This is a genomic window from Pedobacter sandarakinus (assembly GCF_026240095.1).
GTDB classification, from domain to species: Bacteria; Bacteroidota; Bacteroidia; order Sphingobacteriales; family Sphingobacteriaceae; genus Pedobacter; species Pedobacter sandarakinus.
The window spans coordinates 114,735-132,630 of sequence record NZ_JAPIVG010000004.1 but is presented as its reverse complement, the minus strand read 5'-3'; the positions used below and the strand labels follow the sequence as shown (position 1 = coordinate 132,630).

Annotated in this window: 18 protein-coding genes; 11 read left to right on the top strand and 7 right to left on the bottom strand. The window is 37.7% G+C overall.

Translation table 11 applies throughout. The features are described 5' to 3' along the window. Positions 1-165: 165 nt before the first annotated feature. Positions 166-441 carry a hypothetical protein gene (locus OQ268_RS11885; RefSeq protein WP_265856365.1) on the top strand — a complete coding sequence of 92 codons (276 nt, stop codon included), beginning with the start codon at positions 166-168 and terminating at the stop codon, positions 439-441. 23 nt (positions 442-464) lie between these two features. Here OQ268_RS11885 and OQ268_RS11880 read toward each other — a convergent pair whose 3' ends face one another. Continuing rightward, positions 465-2,087, bottom strand: coding sequence for an amidase (locus tag OQ268_RS11880; protein WP_265856364.1), 1,623 nt, complete (start codon positions 2,085-2,087; stop codon positions 465-467). 242 nt (positions 2,088-2,329) lie between these two features. Between OQ268_RS11880 and OQ268_RS11875 the strand changes: the two genes are divergently transcribed. The 6 genes from OQ268_RS11875 (at position 2,330) to OQ268_RS11850 (ending at position 7,373) form a co-directional block, all read left to right on the top strand. Further along, positions 2,330-2,578, top strand: a complete 249-nt coding sequence (locus OQ268_RS11875) for a type B 50S ribosomal protein L31 (RefSeq protein WP_010601831.1) — start codon at positions 2,330-2,332, stop codon at positions 2,576-2,578. Positions 2,579-2,734: 156 nt separating this feature from the next. Continuing rightward, positions 2,735-3,901, top strand: coding sequence for a GlmU family protein (locus tag OQ268_RS11870; RefSeq protein ID WP_265856363.1), 1,167 nt, complete (start codon positions 2,735-2,737; stop codon positions 3,899-3,901). Positions 3,902-3,944: 43 nt separating this feature from the next. Further along, the gene (gene tpiA / locus OQ268_RS11865; protein ID WP_265856362.1) at positions 3,945-4,706 is read left to right on the top strand and encodes a triose-phosphate isomerase; all 762 of its coding nucleotides are present in this window, start codon (positions 3,945-3,947) and stop codon (positions 4,704-4,706) included. Then, positions 4,706-5,545, top strand: coding sequence for a 50S ribosomal protein L11 methyltransferase (gene prmA, locus OQ268_RS11860; protein ID WP_265856361.1), 840 nt, complete (start codon positions 4,706-4,708; stop codon positions 5,543-5,545). The genes tpiA and prmA overlap by 1 nt, the downstream gene beginning before the upstream one ends. A 94-nt stretch (positions 5,546-5,639) precedes the next feature. Further along, positions 5,640-6,995 carry a UDP-N-acetylmuramate--L-alanine ligase gene (locus tag OQ268_RS11855; RefSeq protein ID WP_265856360.1) on the top strand — a complete coding sequence of 452 codons (1,356 nt, stop codon included), beginning with the start codon at positions 5,640-5,642 and terminating at the stop codon, positions 6,993-6,995. Between the two features lie 60 nt (positions 6,996-7,055). Further along, positions 7,056-7,373: a helix-turn-helix domain-containing protein gene (locus tag OQ268_RS11850; RefSeq protein ID WP_265856359.1), complete on the top strand. Its 318-nt coding sequence runs from the start codon at positions 7,056-7,058 to the stop codon at positions 7,371-7,373. Between the two features lie 88 nt (positions 7,374-7,461). Here the strand turns inward: OQ268_RS11850 and OQ268_RS11845 are convergent, their stop codons facing one another. The 5 genes from OQ268_RS11845 to OQ268_RS11825 form a co-directional block, all read right to left on the bottom strand. Beyond that, positions 7,462-8,580 carry a GNAT family N-acetyltransferase gene (locus tag OQ268_RS11845; protein WP_265856358.1) on the bottom strand — a complete coding sequence of 373 codons (1,119 nt, stop codon included), beginning with the start codon at positions 8,578-8,580 and terminating at the stop codon, positions 7,462-7,464. A gap of 72 nt (positions 8,581-8,652) precedes the next feature. Continuing rightward, a complete protein-coding gene (locus tag OQ268_RS11840) occupies positions 8,653-8,844 on the bottom strand; it encodes a hypothetical protein (RefSeq protein WP_265856357.1) in 192 nt (63 codons plus the stop codon). 88 nt (positions 8,845-8,932) lie between these two features. Continuing rightward, positions 8,933-9,499 (bottom strand): SMC-Scp complex subunit ScpB, encoded by a 567-nt coding sequence (scpB, locus tag OQ268_RS11835; protein WP_265856356.1) that lies wholly within the window; start codon positions 9,497-9,499, stop codon positions 8,933-8,935. Between the two features lie 253 nt (positions 9,500-9,752). Continuing rightward, positions 9,753-12,677, bottom strand: a complete 2,925-nt coding sequence (locus tag OQ268_RS11830) for a ligand-binding sensor domain-containing protein (RefSeq protein ID WP_265856355.1) — start codon at positions 12,675-12,677, stop codon at positions 9,753-9,755. Between the two features lie 70 nt (positions 12,678-12,747). Then, complete coding sequence (locus OQ268_RS11825) at positions 12,748-13,533, bottom strand: LytR/AlgR family response regulator transcription factor (protein ID WP_265856354.1); 786 nt, start codon at positions 13,531-13,533, stop codon at positions 12,748-12,750. 124 nt (positions 13,534-13,657) lie between these two features. Between OQ268_RS11825 and OQ268_RS11820 the strand changes: the two genes are divergently transcribed. From OQ268_RS11820 to OQ268_RS11805, 4 genes are all read left to right on the top strand, one after another. Then, positions 13,658-14,380 (top strand): ferritin-like domain-containing protein, encoded by a 723-nt coding sequence (locus OQ268_RS11820; protein WP_265856353.1) that lies wholly within the window; start codon positions 13,658-13,660, stop codon positions 14,378-14,380. 19 nt (positions 14,381-14,399) lie between these two features. After that, positions 14,400-15,260 carry a ferritin-like domain-containing protein gene (locus tag OQ268_RS11815; RefSeq protein WP_265856352.1) on the top strand — a complete coding sequence of 287 codons (861 nt, stop codon included), beginning with the start codon at positions 14,400-14,402 and terminating at the stop codon, positions 15,258-15,260. Between the two features lie 363 nt (positions 15,261-15,623). Continuing rightward, on the top strand, positions 15,624-16,196 hold the full coding sequence (locus OQ268_RS11810; protein WP_265856351.1) for a nitroreductase family protein: 573 nt from the start codon (positions 15,624-15,626) through the stop codon (positions 16,194-16,196). A gap of 46 nt (positions 16,197-16,242) precedes the next feature. Then, on the top strand, positions 16,243-16,695 hold the full coding sequence (locus OQ268_RS11805; RefSeq protein ID WP_265856350.1) for a 3-oxoacyl-ACP synthase: 453 nt from the start codon (positions 16,243-16,245) through the stop codon (positions 16,693-16,695). Between the two features lie 22 nt (positions 16,696-16,717). Here the strand turns inward: OQ268_RS11805 and OQ268_RS11800 are convergent, their stop codons facing one another. After that, a complete protein-coding gene (locus tag OQ268_RS11800; protein WP_265856349.1) occupies positions 16,718-17,887 on the bottom strand; it encodes an RsiV family protein in 1,170 nt (389 codons plus the stop codon). Positions 17,888-17,896 lie beyond the last annotated feature (9 nt).

Sequence of the window (17,896 nt, the reverse complement as noted above, 5' to 3'; positions counted from 1 at the left end):
CGGACGCTCGGCCTGTTATCGCTTTGTGTAGTCCTGCTAACCGCTTTACTTCGCTTTCAGCCGAAAAGGCTTTCGCTTCGTGTTCGCTTTTATCAGGTTTATTGCACTTTGGGCGGTAGTCCTTAGTATTTATCGTATTGCCCAGGCCATCTGAAATTATTATTTATGTTGCTCATAAAAATTGTAAGCAAAGATTTCGATCTTAATGAAAACCTATCTGAGAACGATTTACGCAGCGTGTTGGTAGCAGAATTCGAATACCTCATTGATCATGATTTTCCGAAACTCGTCCAGATTTTATACAAAGCCGATGTAGATCAGTACCAAGTGAAAACCCTTCTGGAAAATGCAGAAGGGCAGAGCGCTGCCGATATCATTACTGAGGTATACATTAAGCGGCAGCTTGCCAAAGTAGAAACATGGAAGAAATACAGCAAATGATTTTGCAAACGATATCCCCCCGCTTAAATCCCAGAAGAAAAATTTGATGATTTGATGAATTTAGGTGCGCTTCTATGTTTTGTTGCTTGCTCGTAGGCATAGGCGAGGGCTAACACTTTAGATTCTTCGTATGCCAAACCCATTATAGATAAACCTACAGGTAACTCGTATATTCTTCCCATTGGCACCGTAATATGTGGAAAACCTGCCATAGCCGCTGGCGAGCAGAAATAGAAACCATTGCTATAGTCGCCATTAAACAGATCGATACCCGATGGAATACCATAACTTGTTCCAGCAATCGCGTCTAACTTGTTTTTCGCCATAATGTCTTCAATAATTTTTCTCGATGACAGGACTTTTTCCAGCGCACCAGCATATTCACTGCTCTTTAAATCAGGTGCTTTATTGCTGCTTTCTAAGGTTTCCTGTTTAAAATAAGGCATCGCAGTAGTTTCGTTGGCTTTGTTGAAAGCGATAACATCTGTTAAAGTTTTTACTTTTGCATTTGCTTTAGATAGATAAGCATTAACACCATCTTTAAATTCGCATTGTAAAAGAGTAAAACTCGCAGATCCAATTACCCTCAACTCTTTTAAAAGTTCTATCTCAACAACCTGGGCGCCAAGCGCTTTCAACTTTGCTATTGCATCTTTATACAGGTTAACCACACCTTCATGCCCAGTTAGAAACGATTTCTCAATACCTATTATTTTTCCGTTGAGTGCGTCTGCTTTTAGAAAGGCCGTATAATCAGTTTCGATTTTTCCTTTACTGTTTTTTGTTACTTCGTCATTTTCATCTACACCGGCCAAGGCTGTCAATAAAATAGCAACGTCTGTTACGCTTCTACCCATCGGTCCGGCGGTATCCTGTGTTTTAGAGATAGGAATAATTCCGCTCCTACTCAGCAAGCCAACAGTAGGTTTAAACCCAACCAGGCCATTATAAGATGATGGTGCAATTATAGATCCATTTGTTTCCGTGCCAATAGCTATAGCACAGAGGTTAGCAGAGGCTGCAGCACCAGAACCAGAGCTCGAACCACTTGGGCTCCTGTCTAATATAAATGGATTTTTTGTCTGTCCGCCTCGGCTACTCCATCCGCTGCACGATCTTGTAGAGCGAAAATTAGCCCATTCGCTTAAATTTGTTTTCCCTAAAATTACCGCACCTGCAGCTCTTAGTTTTTTTACAATAAAGGCATCTTCGGTGGCTATGTTACCAGCCAATGCCAGGGCGCCTGCCGTAGTTTGCATTTTATCAGCAGTATTAATATTATCTTTTATTAACACCGGAATTCCATGCAACATGCCTCTTATTTTACCATTTTTCCTTTCATCATCCATGGCGGTAGCTATTGTCAAAGCATCAGGGTTAATTTCAATCACCGCGTTAAGCTTAATACCATTCCTGTCAATTTGCTCAATTCTTTTTAAATATGCTTTCGTTAAGGCTTTCGATGATGTTTTGCCAGTCTTCATAAAATCTTGCAACTGCGAAATTGTCATTTCGTTCAAATCAAAATCGTCACGAAAATCGTTACTTTCCGAATGCTCATTAATCAATGAGGCAGATGCCGGTACAGCAATAGTTGCAAGTAAACCTGCCGCAGAACTGCTCTTAATAAAGTTTCTTCTGTTCATTACAATGAAGGGAATGGTTAAAACAATAAATATAAAAGATAAATGTTTAAAATAAACCGGAAGTTCAAAATCGGCTAATTTAAATTTCTATTTTGCTCTTGTATTTAAGAAATAAAATTAAGATATTTGCATCCTCTAAAATAGAGATAAAAAAGACTAACAGGAAGGTCATAAGCGTTGTTGCCAGCAAATTGCAAAAATGTTCTTGATGCTTTCACTTAAATAACTAAAATAATATTCAAATGAAAAAAGATTTGCACCCATCAAGCTACAGACCAGTTGTTTTTAAAGACATGTCTAACGAATATGCTTTCTTAACAAAATCTTGCGTAGATACTAAAGAAACTATCAAATGGGAAGATGGTAACGAATATCCACTTTATAAGTTGGAGATTTCACACACCTCACACCCTTTTTATACTGGTAAAATGAAATTGGTTGATACAGCTGGACGTATCGATAAATTCAAAAACCGTTACGCTAAGAAATAATTTTAGCCGTAAAAAGCATTTTTTAAAGTCCCTTTGCCAAAAGCATCGGGACTTTTTTTATTTTTGCTGCTTATGACACCATCATAATTTTTCACACGTTCAAAAACTATATTAAATTATGATAGCTTCATTTCCATTGAAAACGACTTTACGCAAATGAAAATCAATCTATTTGATGATTTTAGTTGGGCATCTCTCCGCCCCCTTACTTTTACAAGGCCTGTGGCCGATCTACGAATTGGAATTTTAACCATTGCAGAAAAATGGGCGAAGAATTTAAATGCCGATTTTGGCTTTGCTACTCAAGATTATCTTTCGGCTAAATATGCTTCGATTACTCAGGCCAATTTTTTTATCAATGGTTCTATTTGTCCTGATGAAGGTTTGCTTTCTGCAGTGAGCAAATTAAGTGGGGGTGAAGTCTTATTGAAAGATGATGTTGTTATTGCTTACTTAGGCGAAAAGTACGACCTGATCTACGCCAGGACACTTAAGCCAATAAATTATCCAAATCCTATTTTAAAGATTAACTATCCTGAAGATATTTTCACCCACAATGGTAGTGAAATAAGAAAAGATTTTGCATTGCTAACCAAGGGTAAAACATCTGCCAGTTTAAGCAGTACAAACACTTTTTTAGGTGACGATATTTTTGTTGAAGAAGGCGCTACAGCTGAGTGTTCCATTTTTAATAGTAAACAAGGGCCAATTTACCTAGGGAAAGATAGCCAGGTTTGGGAAGGTAGTATTATTAGGGGTTCTTTTGCCCTTTGCCAGGGTTCATCGGTAAAGATGGGTGCTAAAATCTACCCAAATACCACTATAGGCCCGTTTAGTAGGGTTGGTGGCGAAATTAATAATGCCGTAATTTGGGGGTATTCCTCAAAAGGCCATGAGGGCTACTTGGGCAATGCAGTGCTGGGCCAATGGTGTAATATCGGTGCAGACAGTAATAACTCTAACCTAAAAAACAATTATGCAGACGTAAGACTCTGGGATTATGAAAAGGAAAGTTTCCGAAAAACAGGTCTTCAATTTTGCGGCTTAATTATGGGCGATCATGCCAAATGTGGCATCAACACCATGTTTAATACCGGAACAGTTGCGGGTGTTAGTGCCAACATCTTTGGTGCTGGTTTTCCACGTAATTTTATACCAGATTTTGCTTGGGGTGGAGCGAGTGGATTTGAGGTTTACAGTATCACAAAAATGTTCGAGACGGCAGAAAAGGTGTTTGCAAGGCGAGAATTGCCTTTTGATAATATCGAAAAGGAAATTTTAAAAGCGGTGTTTGACAGCACGCAACAACACAGAAGATTTTAATATTAACCCATAACCTTGTTTAAGGTTGTAAAAATAAAATATAATGAGAAAAAAAATCGTAGCTGGTAACTGGAAAATGAATTTAGACTATAACGAAGGTGTTTCGTTATTTAGTGAGATCGTAAACATGGTTAAAGATGAACGCAAAGGCGATCAGTTGGCTATTATATGCTCACCATTTATTCATTTAAACAGTTTGGCTAAACTTGGTGGTAACGATGTTAAAATCGGTGCACAAAATATCAGTGATAAAGAAAGCGGCGCTTTTACTGGCGAAACATCTGCAAAGATGGTTAAATCAGTTGGTGCAGAATATGTTATTCTAGGACACTCAGAACGCAGACAGTATTTCGCAGAAAATAATACTTTGTTAGCCGAGAAGACAAAGGTAGCGTTAGCTAATGGCTTAACTCCAATTTTTTGTATCGGAGAAACGTTAGACGAGCGCAATAACGGCAGCTATTACGAAGTATTAAAAAAGCAATTGGTTGAGGGGGTTTTTAGCCTAAGCGATGCAGATTTCTCGAAAATCGTTATCGCTTACGAACCTGTTTGGGCTATTGGAACCGGCTTAACGGCCTCACCAGAACAAGCACAAGACATTCATGCTTTTATTCGTTCTGAAATTGAAGCTAATTACGGTTTTAATATTGCAGATGATACTACCATCCTTTATGGCGGAAGTTGTAATCCAGGTAATGCAGCCAGCTTGTTTTCGCAGAAAGACATCGATGGTGGTTTAATTGGCGGCGCTTCTTTAAAGTCACGCGATTTTACCGATATAATTAAAGCATTAAATAACTAATGCAGTACATAAAAGCAATATTCAAATTTAAAGGTATTGAAGAATATCAGCAGGATTTACTTATTAGTGATCTTGCTGATTTAGGTTTCGACACTTTTGAAGATAGTGAAGATGGTTTCACGGCTTTTGTCATCAAAGATCATTTCCAGGAAGCCGAAATGAAGGCTTTATTAGAAAGTTATGCGAATGATTTTGAGTCGGTTTACCATCTAAAAGAAGTAGCAGACGAAAATTGGAATGCGGAATGGGAGAAGAATTTCAGCCCGCTGATTATTGATGATGTGTGTTACGTTAGGGCAACATTTCATCAACCACAGCCTACTTTTCCATACGAAATAATAATCGACCCGAAGATGTCATTCGGAACTGGTCATCATCAAACCACCACAATGATGATGCAGTACATCCTATCTGCCGATATAAAGGATAAAACCGTTTTAGATATGGGTTGCGGCACAGCAATCTTAGCCATTTTAGCAGCAAAACTCGGCGCAGCGTACCTGGTAGCAATAGATTATGACGATGTTTGTTACCAGAGTACTATTGAAAATGCAGCACTCAACCAGGTAACAAATCTAAAGGCGCTATGTGGTAGTAAAGAGGTTATTCCAGATGAAGAATATGATATCATCTTTGCCAACATTAATAGAAACATATTGCTTGATCAAATTCATCGATATGCAGCGGTATTGAAACCGACAGGAAGGATATTTTTTAGCGGTTTTTATTTAGAGCCAGATTTGGCGATGATTACTGCAGCATGTGCCGAATATGGCATCAGATATATTGATCATAAACAAAATGGCGAATGGGTAGCGGCGCAGTTTGAAAAGAATTAGTGAATTATCAAATCTTATTTTCATTGCAGCGTTGGGTTTTGGTTTTGAGTAATGTTTATTGATAGGATCCATCCACATTGAATAGTTAAAAATTATGCGTATACATTTTATTGCAATTGGTGGAAGCGCCATGCACAACCTGGCCATTGCTTTACATAAGAAAGGATATCAAATTACAGGCGCTGATGATGTGATTTTCGAACCTGCAAAATCTCGCTTAGAAGGATATGGTTTACTCCCAAGCAAAATGGGGTGGGACGACAGCCGGATTTCACCGGCTCTAGATGCTGTTATTTTAGGAATGCATGCCAGAATCGATAATCCGGAATTGATAAAAGCTCAGGCGCTTGGCTTAAAAATATTTTCTTATCCGGAATATATTTATGAGCAAAGCAAAAATAAGCTCCGTGTCGTTATTGGTGGCAGTCATGGTAAAACCACCATCACCAGCATGATTTTGCATGTACTCAATTATTATAATCGTGAATTCGACTACCTGGTTGGTGCACAACTGGCTGGTTTCGAAACGATGGTGAAAGTTACAGAAGATGCTCCAATTATGATTATTGAAGGAGATGAATACCTTTCATCACCAATAGATAGGAGGCCTAAATTTCATCTCTACAAGGCTAATGTTGCTGTAATTAGCGGCATCGCCTGGGATCACATTAACGTATTCCCCACTTATGCAGATTACACAGCCCAATTTGATCAGTTTATCGATACTATTACAGCCGATGGCACATTAATTTATTGCCAGGAAGATCGGGATTTGAATGACATTGTAACTAGATCAACTGCCAGAGTGAATAAGCTCAGTTACGGAATACCAGAACACGAAATTGTGCATGGTGTAACTTACCTCTTACCGCAGGGCACACCCTTAAAGGTTTTTGGAGATCATAATCTAATGAATCTAAATGCAGCCCGATTGGTCTGTGAAACACTAGGCATTATGCAAACCGAGTTCGATGCGGCAATAACGTCGTTCACGGGTGCGGCAAAGCGCCTGGAAGTCATCAGCGCAGATGAATCTACCAATGTTTATAAAGATTTCGCACACTCCCCATCGAAATTAAAAGCTACTATTGATGCCGTTAGAAGCCAGTTTACTAATCGAAAATTAATTGCGTGTATTGAGCTGCATACTTTCAGTAGTTTAAACAAAGATTTTTTAAAGGAATACGCTGGAGCCATGGATCAGGCAGACGATGCCATCGTGTTCATAGATCTTAAAAGTTTTGAATTGAAGAGCATGGTACCCTTTTCTGAAGAAGACGTACGCACAGCTTTTGCAAACCCAAAATTGAAGTTTTTTAACGATTCGAATAGCCTCAAAAAGTATCTGCTAAATTTGAATTATAAAAACGCAAACCTGCTCATGATGAGTTCTGGAAATTATGCTGGTTTTGATTTGCCAGAATTAGCGGCAGCCTTAGAACGAAACTAATTCTTTTCTGTGTAGACCAATCATTATCATTTACCGGGCACATTAAAAAAATTAAATCATTTGGACAACGTAGGTGAGCACATTAAACAGCGGAGAATTGCATTGGGTTTAAGCCAGGCAGAGGCAGCAAGTCTATTGCAGATATCAACACCAGCGCTCTGTAAAATCGAAACAGGACAAACTGATTTGAATTTATCGAGACTCTTTCAAATTGCCGAGGCTTTCAGAACTAACGCTACTTTGCTCATTAATGGCAACCATAAAGATGCGGAAGGCGATGGAATTATCGAATTGAAAAAGCAAATTGCCGAAAAAGACGAAGAGATCAATAAACTTAGGAAAAAGGTTATTGATCTCTATGAAAAATTAGGTATTTAAATAAGTTTTTGTGCGATCCCTTGTGCACCATCAGGATGTTCCAAACTAAAATCTAGCGATCTTGATGCCTACTATCTGGGGTAAACCGTTAGAATATTTTCCGCATAGTAAGGTGTTTTTTCCCGAACGTTGCACCCGTAGCCTTGTGTATAGCCAGCATTTGATCGTTAAAGTCACCTACCCAACTTAACTCTAGTTCTTTGTATTGGTTTTTTGGTAACACGTACTCTCCAAGCCTGATAAACAACACAGACTCGAGACCATGTTTTTGGAATTTAGGTTTTGTACCCATTACTATTGCCCTCATGCGTGTAACGCCAACCCAGCGACGGTATGCAAATTTTACTTTTTCAAGCAAGCCAAGTTTTCCATCAAATCCTTTAATCATCTGGTTTGCGTCGGGTATTAGCACTACAAAAGAAGCGGGTTCACCGTTAAAGTAGGCGAACTGAATGAGGTGTTCATCCATAATAGGCTCCATGCTTTTGAAACTTTCTTGCAAGGTCTCCTTTTTGATCGGAACAAAATTTTCAAAGTCTTGCCAGCCGTCATTGTAGATCTCCATCAGATCGTTGATGTACTTTTCAGAATTAGCTTTGCTGAAGTATTCGAAAGTATATCCGGGTTTATTTCTTACCCAATTGGCAATTTTTGTAAACCGCTCTGGAAAGGGAATAGTTAGGTTAATATGGTTAGTTAGCTGCTCGTATTCCGTTTTAAAGCCATAAGCAGTGAAGAACTTTTCATAGTAAGGAAAATTATAATTCATTCCGAAAGAAGGAGGGGTAAAACCATCTACCAGTAAGCCCCAAAAAGAATCGTTTTCACCGAAGTTTATCGGCCCATCCATTGCTTGCATGCCGTTTTCTGTAAGCCATTGTTTGGCGGTATCAAACAATAAAAAGGCTGCTTCCTGGCTATCAATACATTCGAAAAATCCAATTCCACCTGTAGGTTGATCATAGTTAAATGCTTTTTTCTCATTAATGAATGCCGCAACGCGACCAATTAGATTTCCCGCATCGTCTTTTAAAACCCACCTCACACATTTGCCGTGGTTAAAAAAATTGTTTTTTTGAGGATTGAAAACATTTTCTACTTCGCTATCTAGTGGACAAATCCAGTTTTTATCGTATTTGTAGAGAATTTTAGGAACGGATAGAAAAGCTTTCTTTTGTGTAGAATCTAATACTGATATGATTTGCATGGGCTTTTGTAAAATTAAAAAGCATCCAAACCAAAGGTTAGGATGCTTTTTCAAATATATGTTTTTTAAATATTAAAAGTCGTCGTCGTCATCTTCATAATTGTCGAAAGTGTCCAGATCATCCAGGGGAAGATCAAAATCATCCTCGTCTTCTTCTATAGCTTTCTTTTTTGTCAACTGAATATCGTCATCTTCAAGATCATCATCTTCATCTACTTGTTTTTTTGTAGTTGGCTTTGTAGGGAGTTTCTTTGGCGCTTTCATATCACAAAAATAAAAATTGCATTTATAGTTTAAAAATACAAAAAAAACTTTTTTATTAACAAGCTGAGATAAAAGAAATTAAAATAATCTACTCGGCAATTTCACCTACGGCGTTTTCTTCCCTGGCAATGTCTTTAAGCTGTGGAAGTTGGTTTAAATTGTTTAAACCAAAGTAATCCATAAATAAAGAACTGGTAGTATAAAGAATCGGTCTGCCGGGTGTTTCAGCTTTCCCTTCAATACTGATCAATTCTTTTTCAAGTAGCCGCTGTACAGAATAATCGGAATTTACACCCCTAATTTGTTCGATTTCTAATTTAGTTATTGGTTGGCGATATGCGATGATGGCCAAGGTTTCCATTGCTGCCTGGCTAAGTTTTTTCTTGGAACGATGCAGTTGAAGTTGATTAACGGTTTCGTGATAAGCCGGCTTTGTAAGGAATTGATACCCGCTATTAACATTTACCAGCGCCATCGCAAATCCATCGCTTGCATATTTTGATTTTAGTTCATCAAGTGCATCGAAAATTTGGGTTTCAGTGTGCTCCTTATTAAAAACAGCATTCAACGCCAATATTATTTCCTGCACCGTAATGCTTTGAACGGATGAGAAAATGAGGGCTTCTATGTGTGGCGTAATTTCAGTTTGAGGCATATACAAAAATAAAATTTTCGGGCATAAAAAAAGCGGTCTCGCTTTTTAAAAAACAAGACCGCTTTCAACACACAAATGAAACCTGAATTAAGATATAGTTTTAGGTTAGGTTATTAAATATCTATATCAATTCTATAAGAACGTCTTTGATAAACACTATCGTTTATTTCTAAGACAAGTTTAAGGCTAAAAGCCGCTTATCGTGAATGATATTTAGTAAGTGGTAGCAATAATTGAGTAAACGGTAAAAATGCTACTTTAATGGTATAGATATAGATACAGTTGTACCTTTTACAGTATTTTGGAATACTTTTAAATGTATAGGTTTTGCACCAATTTGACCTAAAAGGCTTAGGCGCTCTTTTGTTAGCTGCATACCCTTACTGATGTGTGTTTCGGTTTTGTTCTTCAACGAGTTATCTATTCCAATGCCGTCATCAACAATCTCAATATGAAGATACGAAACATCCATTAGATTAATTTTTAGGTTAATCTTTCCGCCCGCTTCCTGTGGCATAATGCCATGCCAAATGGCATTTTCTATGTATGGTTGCAGTAGCATTGAGGGAATAAATGTCTCCTCCTGATCAATTTGAGGATCGATTAAAAAGGAGTATTGCAATTTATCCCCAAATCTGTTTTTTTCCAGTTTCAGATATAAATTTAGGTATTCTAATTCCTCCTCTAAAGAAATGTAGCTCTTGGTACAAATTTCCAGGTTTTTTCTGATGAGGCGTGCAAAACCAGTTAAAATTTTATTAGCAGAGGCTGTATTTTGTGTATTGATGTAATGTTGAATCGAATTCATTACGTTAAACACAAAATGTGGGTTCATCATGGCTTGCAGGGCTTGTTGCTCTAACATCAGCACCTTATTTTTGAGTAGGAGTTGTGCTTGCTCCTTATCTTTTTGTCGTCTGGTGATAAATACCGCAACTTTATAGAAAATATATGCCACCAGTAAAATGATGATGGATAGGAACCACAAGCTTTGCCAGAAATGCTTTTCGATGGTAAATGCTATTTTAGCTGATGGCCCCCAATTTCCGTTCTGGCTTTTCGCTGCTACCTCAAAAACATAATCTCCGGGTTGCAATGAAGAAAAATCTAATCGCCGGGTACGCGTTTCTACCCAAACTGATTTTTCACTTAACCGATAGCGATAGGAGATATCACTTGTTGTAAAATCCACTGCGCTAAATGTAAAAAATATGTTGTTATCGCCGGTTTTGAAATTAAAATTTTTCTGGTTTACCGGTAACCGTTCATTGTCTTTTATAATCGATGTTACATAAACTTTTGGAAGGTTTCGGCTAATGTTTTTGTTATTGTATTTAAATAAAATTAAACCTTTATTGGTAGCGAAATAGGCGGTACTATCATCAATAAAAAGGTTATTGATATCATCGCTAAGTAAGTCTTTACCATAGTCGAAGTTGGCCACCATAGGGTTTTCCGGGTAATTGGTAATTTTATTTACGCCTTTATTGGTGAGCACCCAAATTTCATTGTTTTTAACAAATATTTTGGAACATACATTATTGGTCAGTCCATCTTTTTGGGTAATCTGTTTTTTGATTTGATTGTTTTTGTAGAAGATTAAGCCGTAGCCGTCTGTTGCCAAAATCAGTGTGCCATCATTTAATTGCTGGATATCGTTGATCCTTTTCGTAAGCAAATCATTTTTTTCTGCATGTTTGATAAGTTGGCCATTTGTAAATTGCGATAGTCCGTTTATGTTAGAGAACCACAAGCTGCCCGCTTTATCATAAAAAACATGGTAAGATCTATCTTTGAAGAAATCTTCTTTTTCGCGATATTTTAAAGAGTTGAACTCAAATTTATTTATCCGATCTGAAAGAAAAACCACACCTGAAGAGAGCGCCAGAGCCAAATGATTGTCATTAGTACCTAAACTAAAGTGCTTAATTACAAACATGGAATTGTTACTTTCCTTAAGGTATTTTACGTCGTCGGTGCTGCGGTAAATATTTTTAAAGACACCCATTCCATAATCAGAAGCAAAGTAAATGGCTTGATTTTTTTGATCAAACGAAATCTGTTTAATTGTTTTGTATTTCTTGAAATCATCTAAACCAACCTCGCTAACCTGATAATTTTTTATAGTTAAAATATCAATAACTGCATCATCTGTACCCAGCCATAAACGGTTTTTTCCATCTTTGGTTATACTTTTTATCACATTACTACTCAGACCCGATTCCGCATCAATGATAGATAAACGGTTATTGATGTTGGGTAACATGTAAATACCCACATTCGTAGCAAACCACATGTTTTGGTTGTTGTCTTTAATAATTTGGTTTACCGTTATATCTTGTAGGTATTGCACGGTTTTTCCACTTTTATCAAGTACAAAAGCACCGTTTGCATTAGAAAGCCAAACCTGTTTCTGCGTTTCATCATAGAAAAAGTAGCCCGACATGTTCTTGATTAAGTTCTGTGGAATTGAAACCAGGTCTGTGATGTTTCCTTGTTTAAGCGCTTTTAATCCGCCACTGTCGAGATAAACAAGCGATCCATTTGGCTGGTTGTTCGCCGTCATATATGAGATGGGCTTCACACGAGAGCTGACTACCGAGAAAGTTTTTCCATCGAATTTCTGCACACTTAAATCGCTATAAGCGAAAATTGTCCCTTGCTCATCTTCATGGATAAATGCATTGATAAATTTGTCGTCAACGTTTGGCGAAACAAACTTTTTAATCACTTTTCCGTCATAGCAAACAATCATATTCGAGTTGGTACCCAGCCAGATCCGACCCTTTTTATCCATTAGGAAAGAAACAATTACAGTATTAAAGCTTAGCTTTTTAAGCAATTGATCGTTATCCTGATTGTAAAACTTGCCATCCTTTAGGTAGCTAAGCTGCCCATTAAGCGAAAAAAACCAAATTTTGCCAACCCTATCTTCTTTCATTTGAAGAATCTGTGTGTCTGGCAAACCATCCTCTATTGTAAAGTTTTGGAAATTTGTTCCGTCAAAACGGCTTAAACCATTATCGGTAGCAATCCAAATGAAGCCATTCTTATCTTGTAAAATATAATAGCAATTGTTACTTGCCAGACCGTTTTTAGAACTGTAATGTGGCAAATATGTAGTTTGTGCGGCTACCTTGTTAAGTACAGCAACGCAAAGGAATGTAGTTAAAAACAAAAGCTTAGTTAAGCGTTTGCACCCCGCTAATTTATTACAGAGATTACGGTTTATAGCGATATATAGCTGATCAATGATCACTTCCTGGCTTGATAAAAAGTTTTATTTTCTCGAAAAAATCACTTGCTCTCCGTCTTGAAATATTGATGCTTTCTCCATTTTTCAAGTAAACCTGAAGGCCATTTTTAGAATTATATTCTTTTAAGTGATTAAGATTGATGATGCTTGATTTATGCACCCTTACAAACTGATCAGAAGGGAGCAATTCTTCGAACTCCCTTAGTACTTTGGAGACCGTAATTTTATCTTCATTGGCTAAATGCACAACAGAGTAGTTGCTGTCTGCTTCGATGTAAATAATTTCATCAACATCTATCATTTTAAACCCCTGGCCATGGGGTAAGGTAAGCTTTCTAATGTCTGTTCTGGTAGTTAAACTTGTTGCAAGGTTATGGATGCGTTCATCATTCAGGTTCTGGCTTTGTAACAATTTCAAATGTTGTTCAACCTTATCTACTGCAATTTTAAGTTCTTCAATATCAATAGGTTTTAACAAATAATCAAGTGCGTTTGCTTTAATGGCTTTGAGTGCATATTGATCGTAAGCTGTAGTAAAAATTACTGCTGCGTTTTGTTTTTGAGCATCTGGTATCAACTCGAATCCATTTCCGCCCGGCATTGCAATATCAAGAAAAATTAAGTCGATTTGATGATGGGCCAAAATATCTTTAGCCTCACTCACCGAACGCCCAATTCCGGTAATTTCTATCTGCGGACAATTCTGTTGCAACAGGAAGAATAGCGACGATCTGGCAAACTCTTCATCATCAACAATAATGGCTTTCAATTTTGTCATATTAATAGGTTGGTGAATGTATTAAAATCACCTTATAAAAAAAAATCGAAAAATAAAAAACCACATCATCCTTTGTCACGTATGTATCATCAAACGAATTCAAAAAACCCTAAACATAGTTACTATGAAAAACAATGGACTAGAAACAAAAAGTGAACTTCAAGATGAAAGTTTATTCAAAGGCTCGCTAGGCAGAAGATCTTTTCTTCAGTATGCAGGAGCCAGTGCTGCAGGTATTGCCTTAATTGCAGCTGGTTGTAAAAAAGACCGTGGCATCGATGTGCCAATGACCGGTGCAACTTTAGATTTTAAAGATGATTTCGGTGTATTAAATTATGCTTATGCGCTAGAGCAACTAGAAGCAGCATTTTATGTTAAGGTAGCTTCTGCTCCACCTTCGTCATTCACAACTGCTCAAAAAGCTTATTTCCAAGATATTCAGTTCCACGAAATTGCACACAGAGAGTTTTTCAAAAATGCTTTAGGTACTGCAGCTATTGGTAGCCTAGAAGTAGATTTTTCTTCTATCGATTTTACAAATGCTACAAGCGTTTTAGGTGCTGCGATGGCTTTTGAAGATTTAGGTGTATCTGCGTACAATGGTGCAGGTGTTCGTATCAAAACTGATGCTTATTTAGTTTTGGCTGGTAAAATTGTTTCTGTAGAAGCTCGTCATGCGGCTTACATTAGAGATATCATTTCTAACGGAACATTTGCAGATTTAAACAGTCTTGCTTCTTTAGGTGCAGATAACGCTAAAGGACTAGATGCATCACTTACGCCAGACAAAGTTTTAGCAGCAGCTGGTAAATACATCAAAACCAAAATTAACGTAATTAACCTTTAATCTTTAAAACTCAGCAATCATGAATATCTTAAATATATTAGACGAAATAGAAAAAGTTGATGGAGAGATCTATGAAAGATTAAATCCAAGACGTAAGGCCATGCAAGATTTTTTCAACGTTGGAAAGAAAATTTCTATGGCAGCATTGCCACTGGCTTTAGGTTCTATGTTCAAAAAAGCATATGGCCAAACTAACCCAGCAAATGTAAACGAAGTATTAGGTTTTGCCCTTGCTTTAGAGTATTTGGAATATAATTATTATAACCACGCTTTAACGCTTGCAACCACTACATATATTCCTGATGGACCGGCTAGACAAGCTATTACAACCATTAGAAACCACGAACGTGCACACGTAGATTTGTTAAAAGGTGCCTTGGGCATTACTGGTGCAGATCAGTATGTTTATGCAGATTTCGATTTTAAAGCTGGTGGTGCATTCGCTGATGTTGATACCAACTATCAAACTTTCTTAAAAGTTGCTACAGCTTTCGAAGATACTGGTGTTAGAGCTTACAAAGGTCAGGCGCCAGTGTTAAAAGGTATGCCTGTTTTAACTACAGCTTTACAAATTCACTCTGTAGAGGCTCGTCACGCGGCGCATTTACGCCAAATGGTTGCAGCTAACGTAACAGGTGCATCTGCTTTAAAACCATGGATTGCTTATACAGCTAATGGTAACGATACAGGTGTAACCGCTGCAGATGCTGTTTATGCAGGTGAGCAAAACACAACTCAAGCTAACATCCAGATCACTGGAATCAATGGAACAGCAGTAACACAATCTCAAGCAGCAGAATCGTTTGATGAATTTTTAACTGGTTCTGATGTTAAGAAAATTGCGAACTTATTCATCGTTCCTGCAAAAAGATTAACATAAAAAAAGATTAGCATTATTGATTAGGTAATGTTTAGTTTAAGGTAGGGAGGCAGAACTGAGTTCTGTTTCCCTTTTTTTATGCCTTAAAAATTTCGATTTATTCTTTGGAAAGCAAGGTTCGGTGCTACGCTCTTCGGTAGCCCCACTTTCCGCTTCAATTTTTTTGTTGCCGGCAGCTATTAAGCGAAATAACTGCAACAAAAAAGATTTTCGCTTCAATTGGGTTTAATCTTCAGGCTCATTCGTACTTGGTGAGCTAAGTTCCCTCAATTTAAATTTTAAAGCATTGAAAAAACAAGCTGGCGTGAGCTAAAATTTCTTAACCATTTATCACGATTGTTCATTTTACCTTATCTTTACGGGATGGGTAATTATGAAATTGTATCTCAAGTAATAAAAGAACGTCGCAGCATTTTTCCTGCCAGCTATATTAAAAAAGAAATTCCTGTTACAGTAATTCAACAAATTTTAGAAACAGCAAATTATGCCCCAACTCATAAACTAACACAGCCGTGGCGTTTTACAGTTATCAGGAAAGGAGGCTTACCAAAACTAGGGCAAGCGCTTGGTAAGTTATATCAGGAGCATATTTCGCCAGCGCAATTTTTGCAAAAAAAGCTCGATAGTTTTGCCGAAAAAACCAGTCAGGCAGATTGCATTATTGCCATTAATATGCGTGTAAGTGGTAAAATTCCGGAGTGGGAAGAGCTTGCAGCTGTTTCTTGTGCGGTACAGAATATGGCTTTAACAGCAGAGAGTCTTAAAGTAGGTGCATATTGGAGTTCGCCTCCACTGATTGCTCATTTAGGTGAATTTTTAAGTCTTAGTAATGATGAAAAGTGTATCGGCTTATTTTACATGGGCTACCATAATGAGCAACCCTGGGCGCCCAACAGAACGCCAATTGCAGACAAAGTTCAATGGATAGAAGATTAACTGCATCTTTAATTGTTCATTACAACGTTATAATTTTACTTCATTTATGTCTGCAATAAAGTCTCGTCTTTTTCAATTGTGTTTAACCTTTATCCAGAACAGGATCGATAATATTTCGTATGCCATGCTACAGGCAAGGCAGGCATCTAACGATGATACCAAAAGCAGCGCTGGCGATAAATACGAAACTACCCGCGAAATGATGCAGCAGGAAATGGACCGCAACAGTAAATTAATATACGAGGCTGGTCAACAAAAAATTGCTTTGCAGCAAATAGAACATGTAGATATATCAAAAGAGGTAAAAAACGGCAGTTTAGTCATGACCACAAACGGTAACTTTTACATCAGCATTAGTGCCGGTGAAATAAAATTGGGTACAGAAACTTACGTGGCCGTCTCTCAAGCGTCGCCAATTGGTAGGTTATTTATGAGCCGGCAGGTTGGTCACGAAGTTAGTTTCAATGGTAAACAGTACCGTATTGAAGAAATTCTTTAACCCCAATAGCCAATGTTAGACCTTAAATGCCCATTCGCTTTGCGAAATCGGGTACCAAATATGGCTTAAGCTGCGTAAAAGGTATATACACAACTATTTGCCCCTGCGCATAACTGGCAACTTCATAAGGATTGTACATAAAGGCTAATCCATTACTGTTAAAATAGAAATTCTTATTTGGTTTCAAAAAATCATCAAAGAGCACAGTGCTAATGGCAGCTCCACTTCTGATGTTGTATTGCTTTCTTAAGTTTTGTTCAAGCAAAGATTGCATCCTATTGGAGTCGATTCTAACAACGTCATCTAACACCAGGCGTTTTCTATTTTTTACATCCAGGCAAACCATTTCGCTCCCGTAGTTTCCATGTGCTCCACCAGTGTAATCATCTGCCAGAAAATCTACCACCACATAACCATTATTGTTGTACACCACCGTTTGTTGCGTATTGCTGGTGTAATTCATCCAGGCTTGGTAGCCATCGTTTCGGCCATTACGTTGTTGTTCTTTTATCTGGTTTTTATAATCTATGAAATACTGGCTTGCAGCCTTTTTGAATCCAACACTACGTTCTTCACTCGTTTTCAAATCGTCAATTCTTTTCAGCTCTTGGTCTAACCACTTTCCAGTATCATCATTTGCAATGGGCTGTAAGTATTCCATAGTAATCTGCGCCATTGGAGATTTGACCTGCTTATCGTCGGCTTTAATCGAATCCAGAAATATCCCGGCTGTAAATTCATAACTCCCCTGAGGATATTTCTCCACTAGCTTAACAGCATAGCTCCTATTTTTTTCGCCGTTATACCAGGTACCTGTAAAGCCCTTTCCATTCCATTTAAGGCCAATTTTGGCTTGTTTGGCATCTTTGTCAAAATAATAATCATAAAAACTATTTTCATTAAGCACCAAACTATCTGTGCCAACTAAAGTATCAACTGAAAGATTCAGCCAGGCACCATCATAATAGTAGTTTCCATCTACGTCATCGTCAATTCGCTGAAGGTGCATTACCACTGGCTTGCCAGCTATGGTACCTTCTAAACGTTTATAAAAATTACCCGATAAATCTGCTGGCTTACTTTCGCTAATTGTATCATTGCCTACAGTTGCTTCAGAATTTTTATTCGAATTGTTGTTGCAGGCAGTAATTATGGCAGCTAATAATGCTAATGCGAGGATATAGTTTTTCATGGTAGGGCT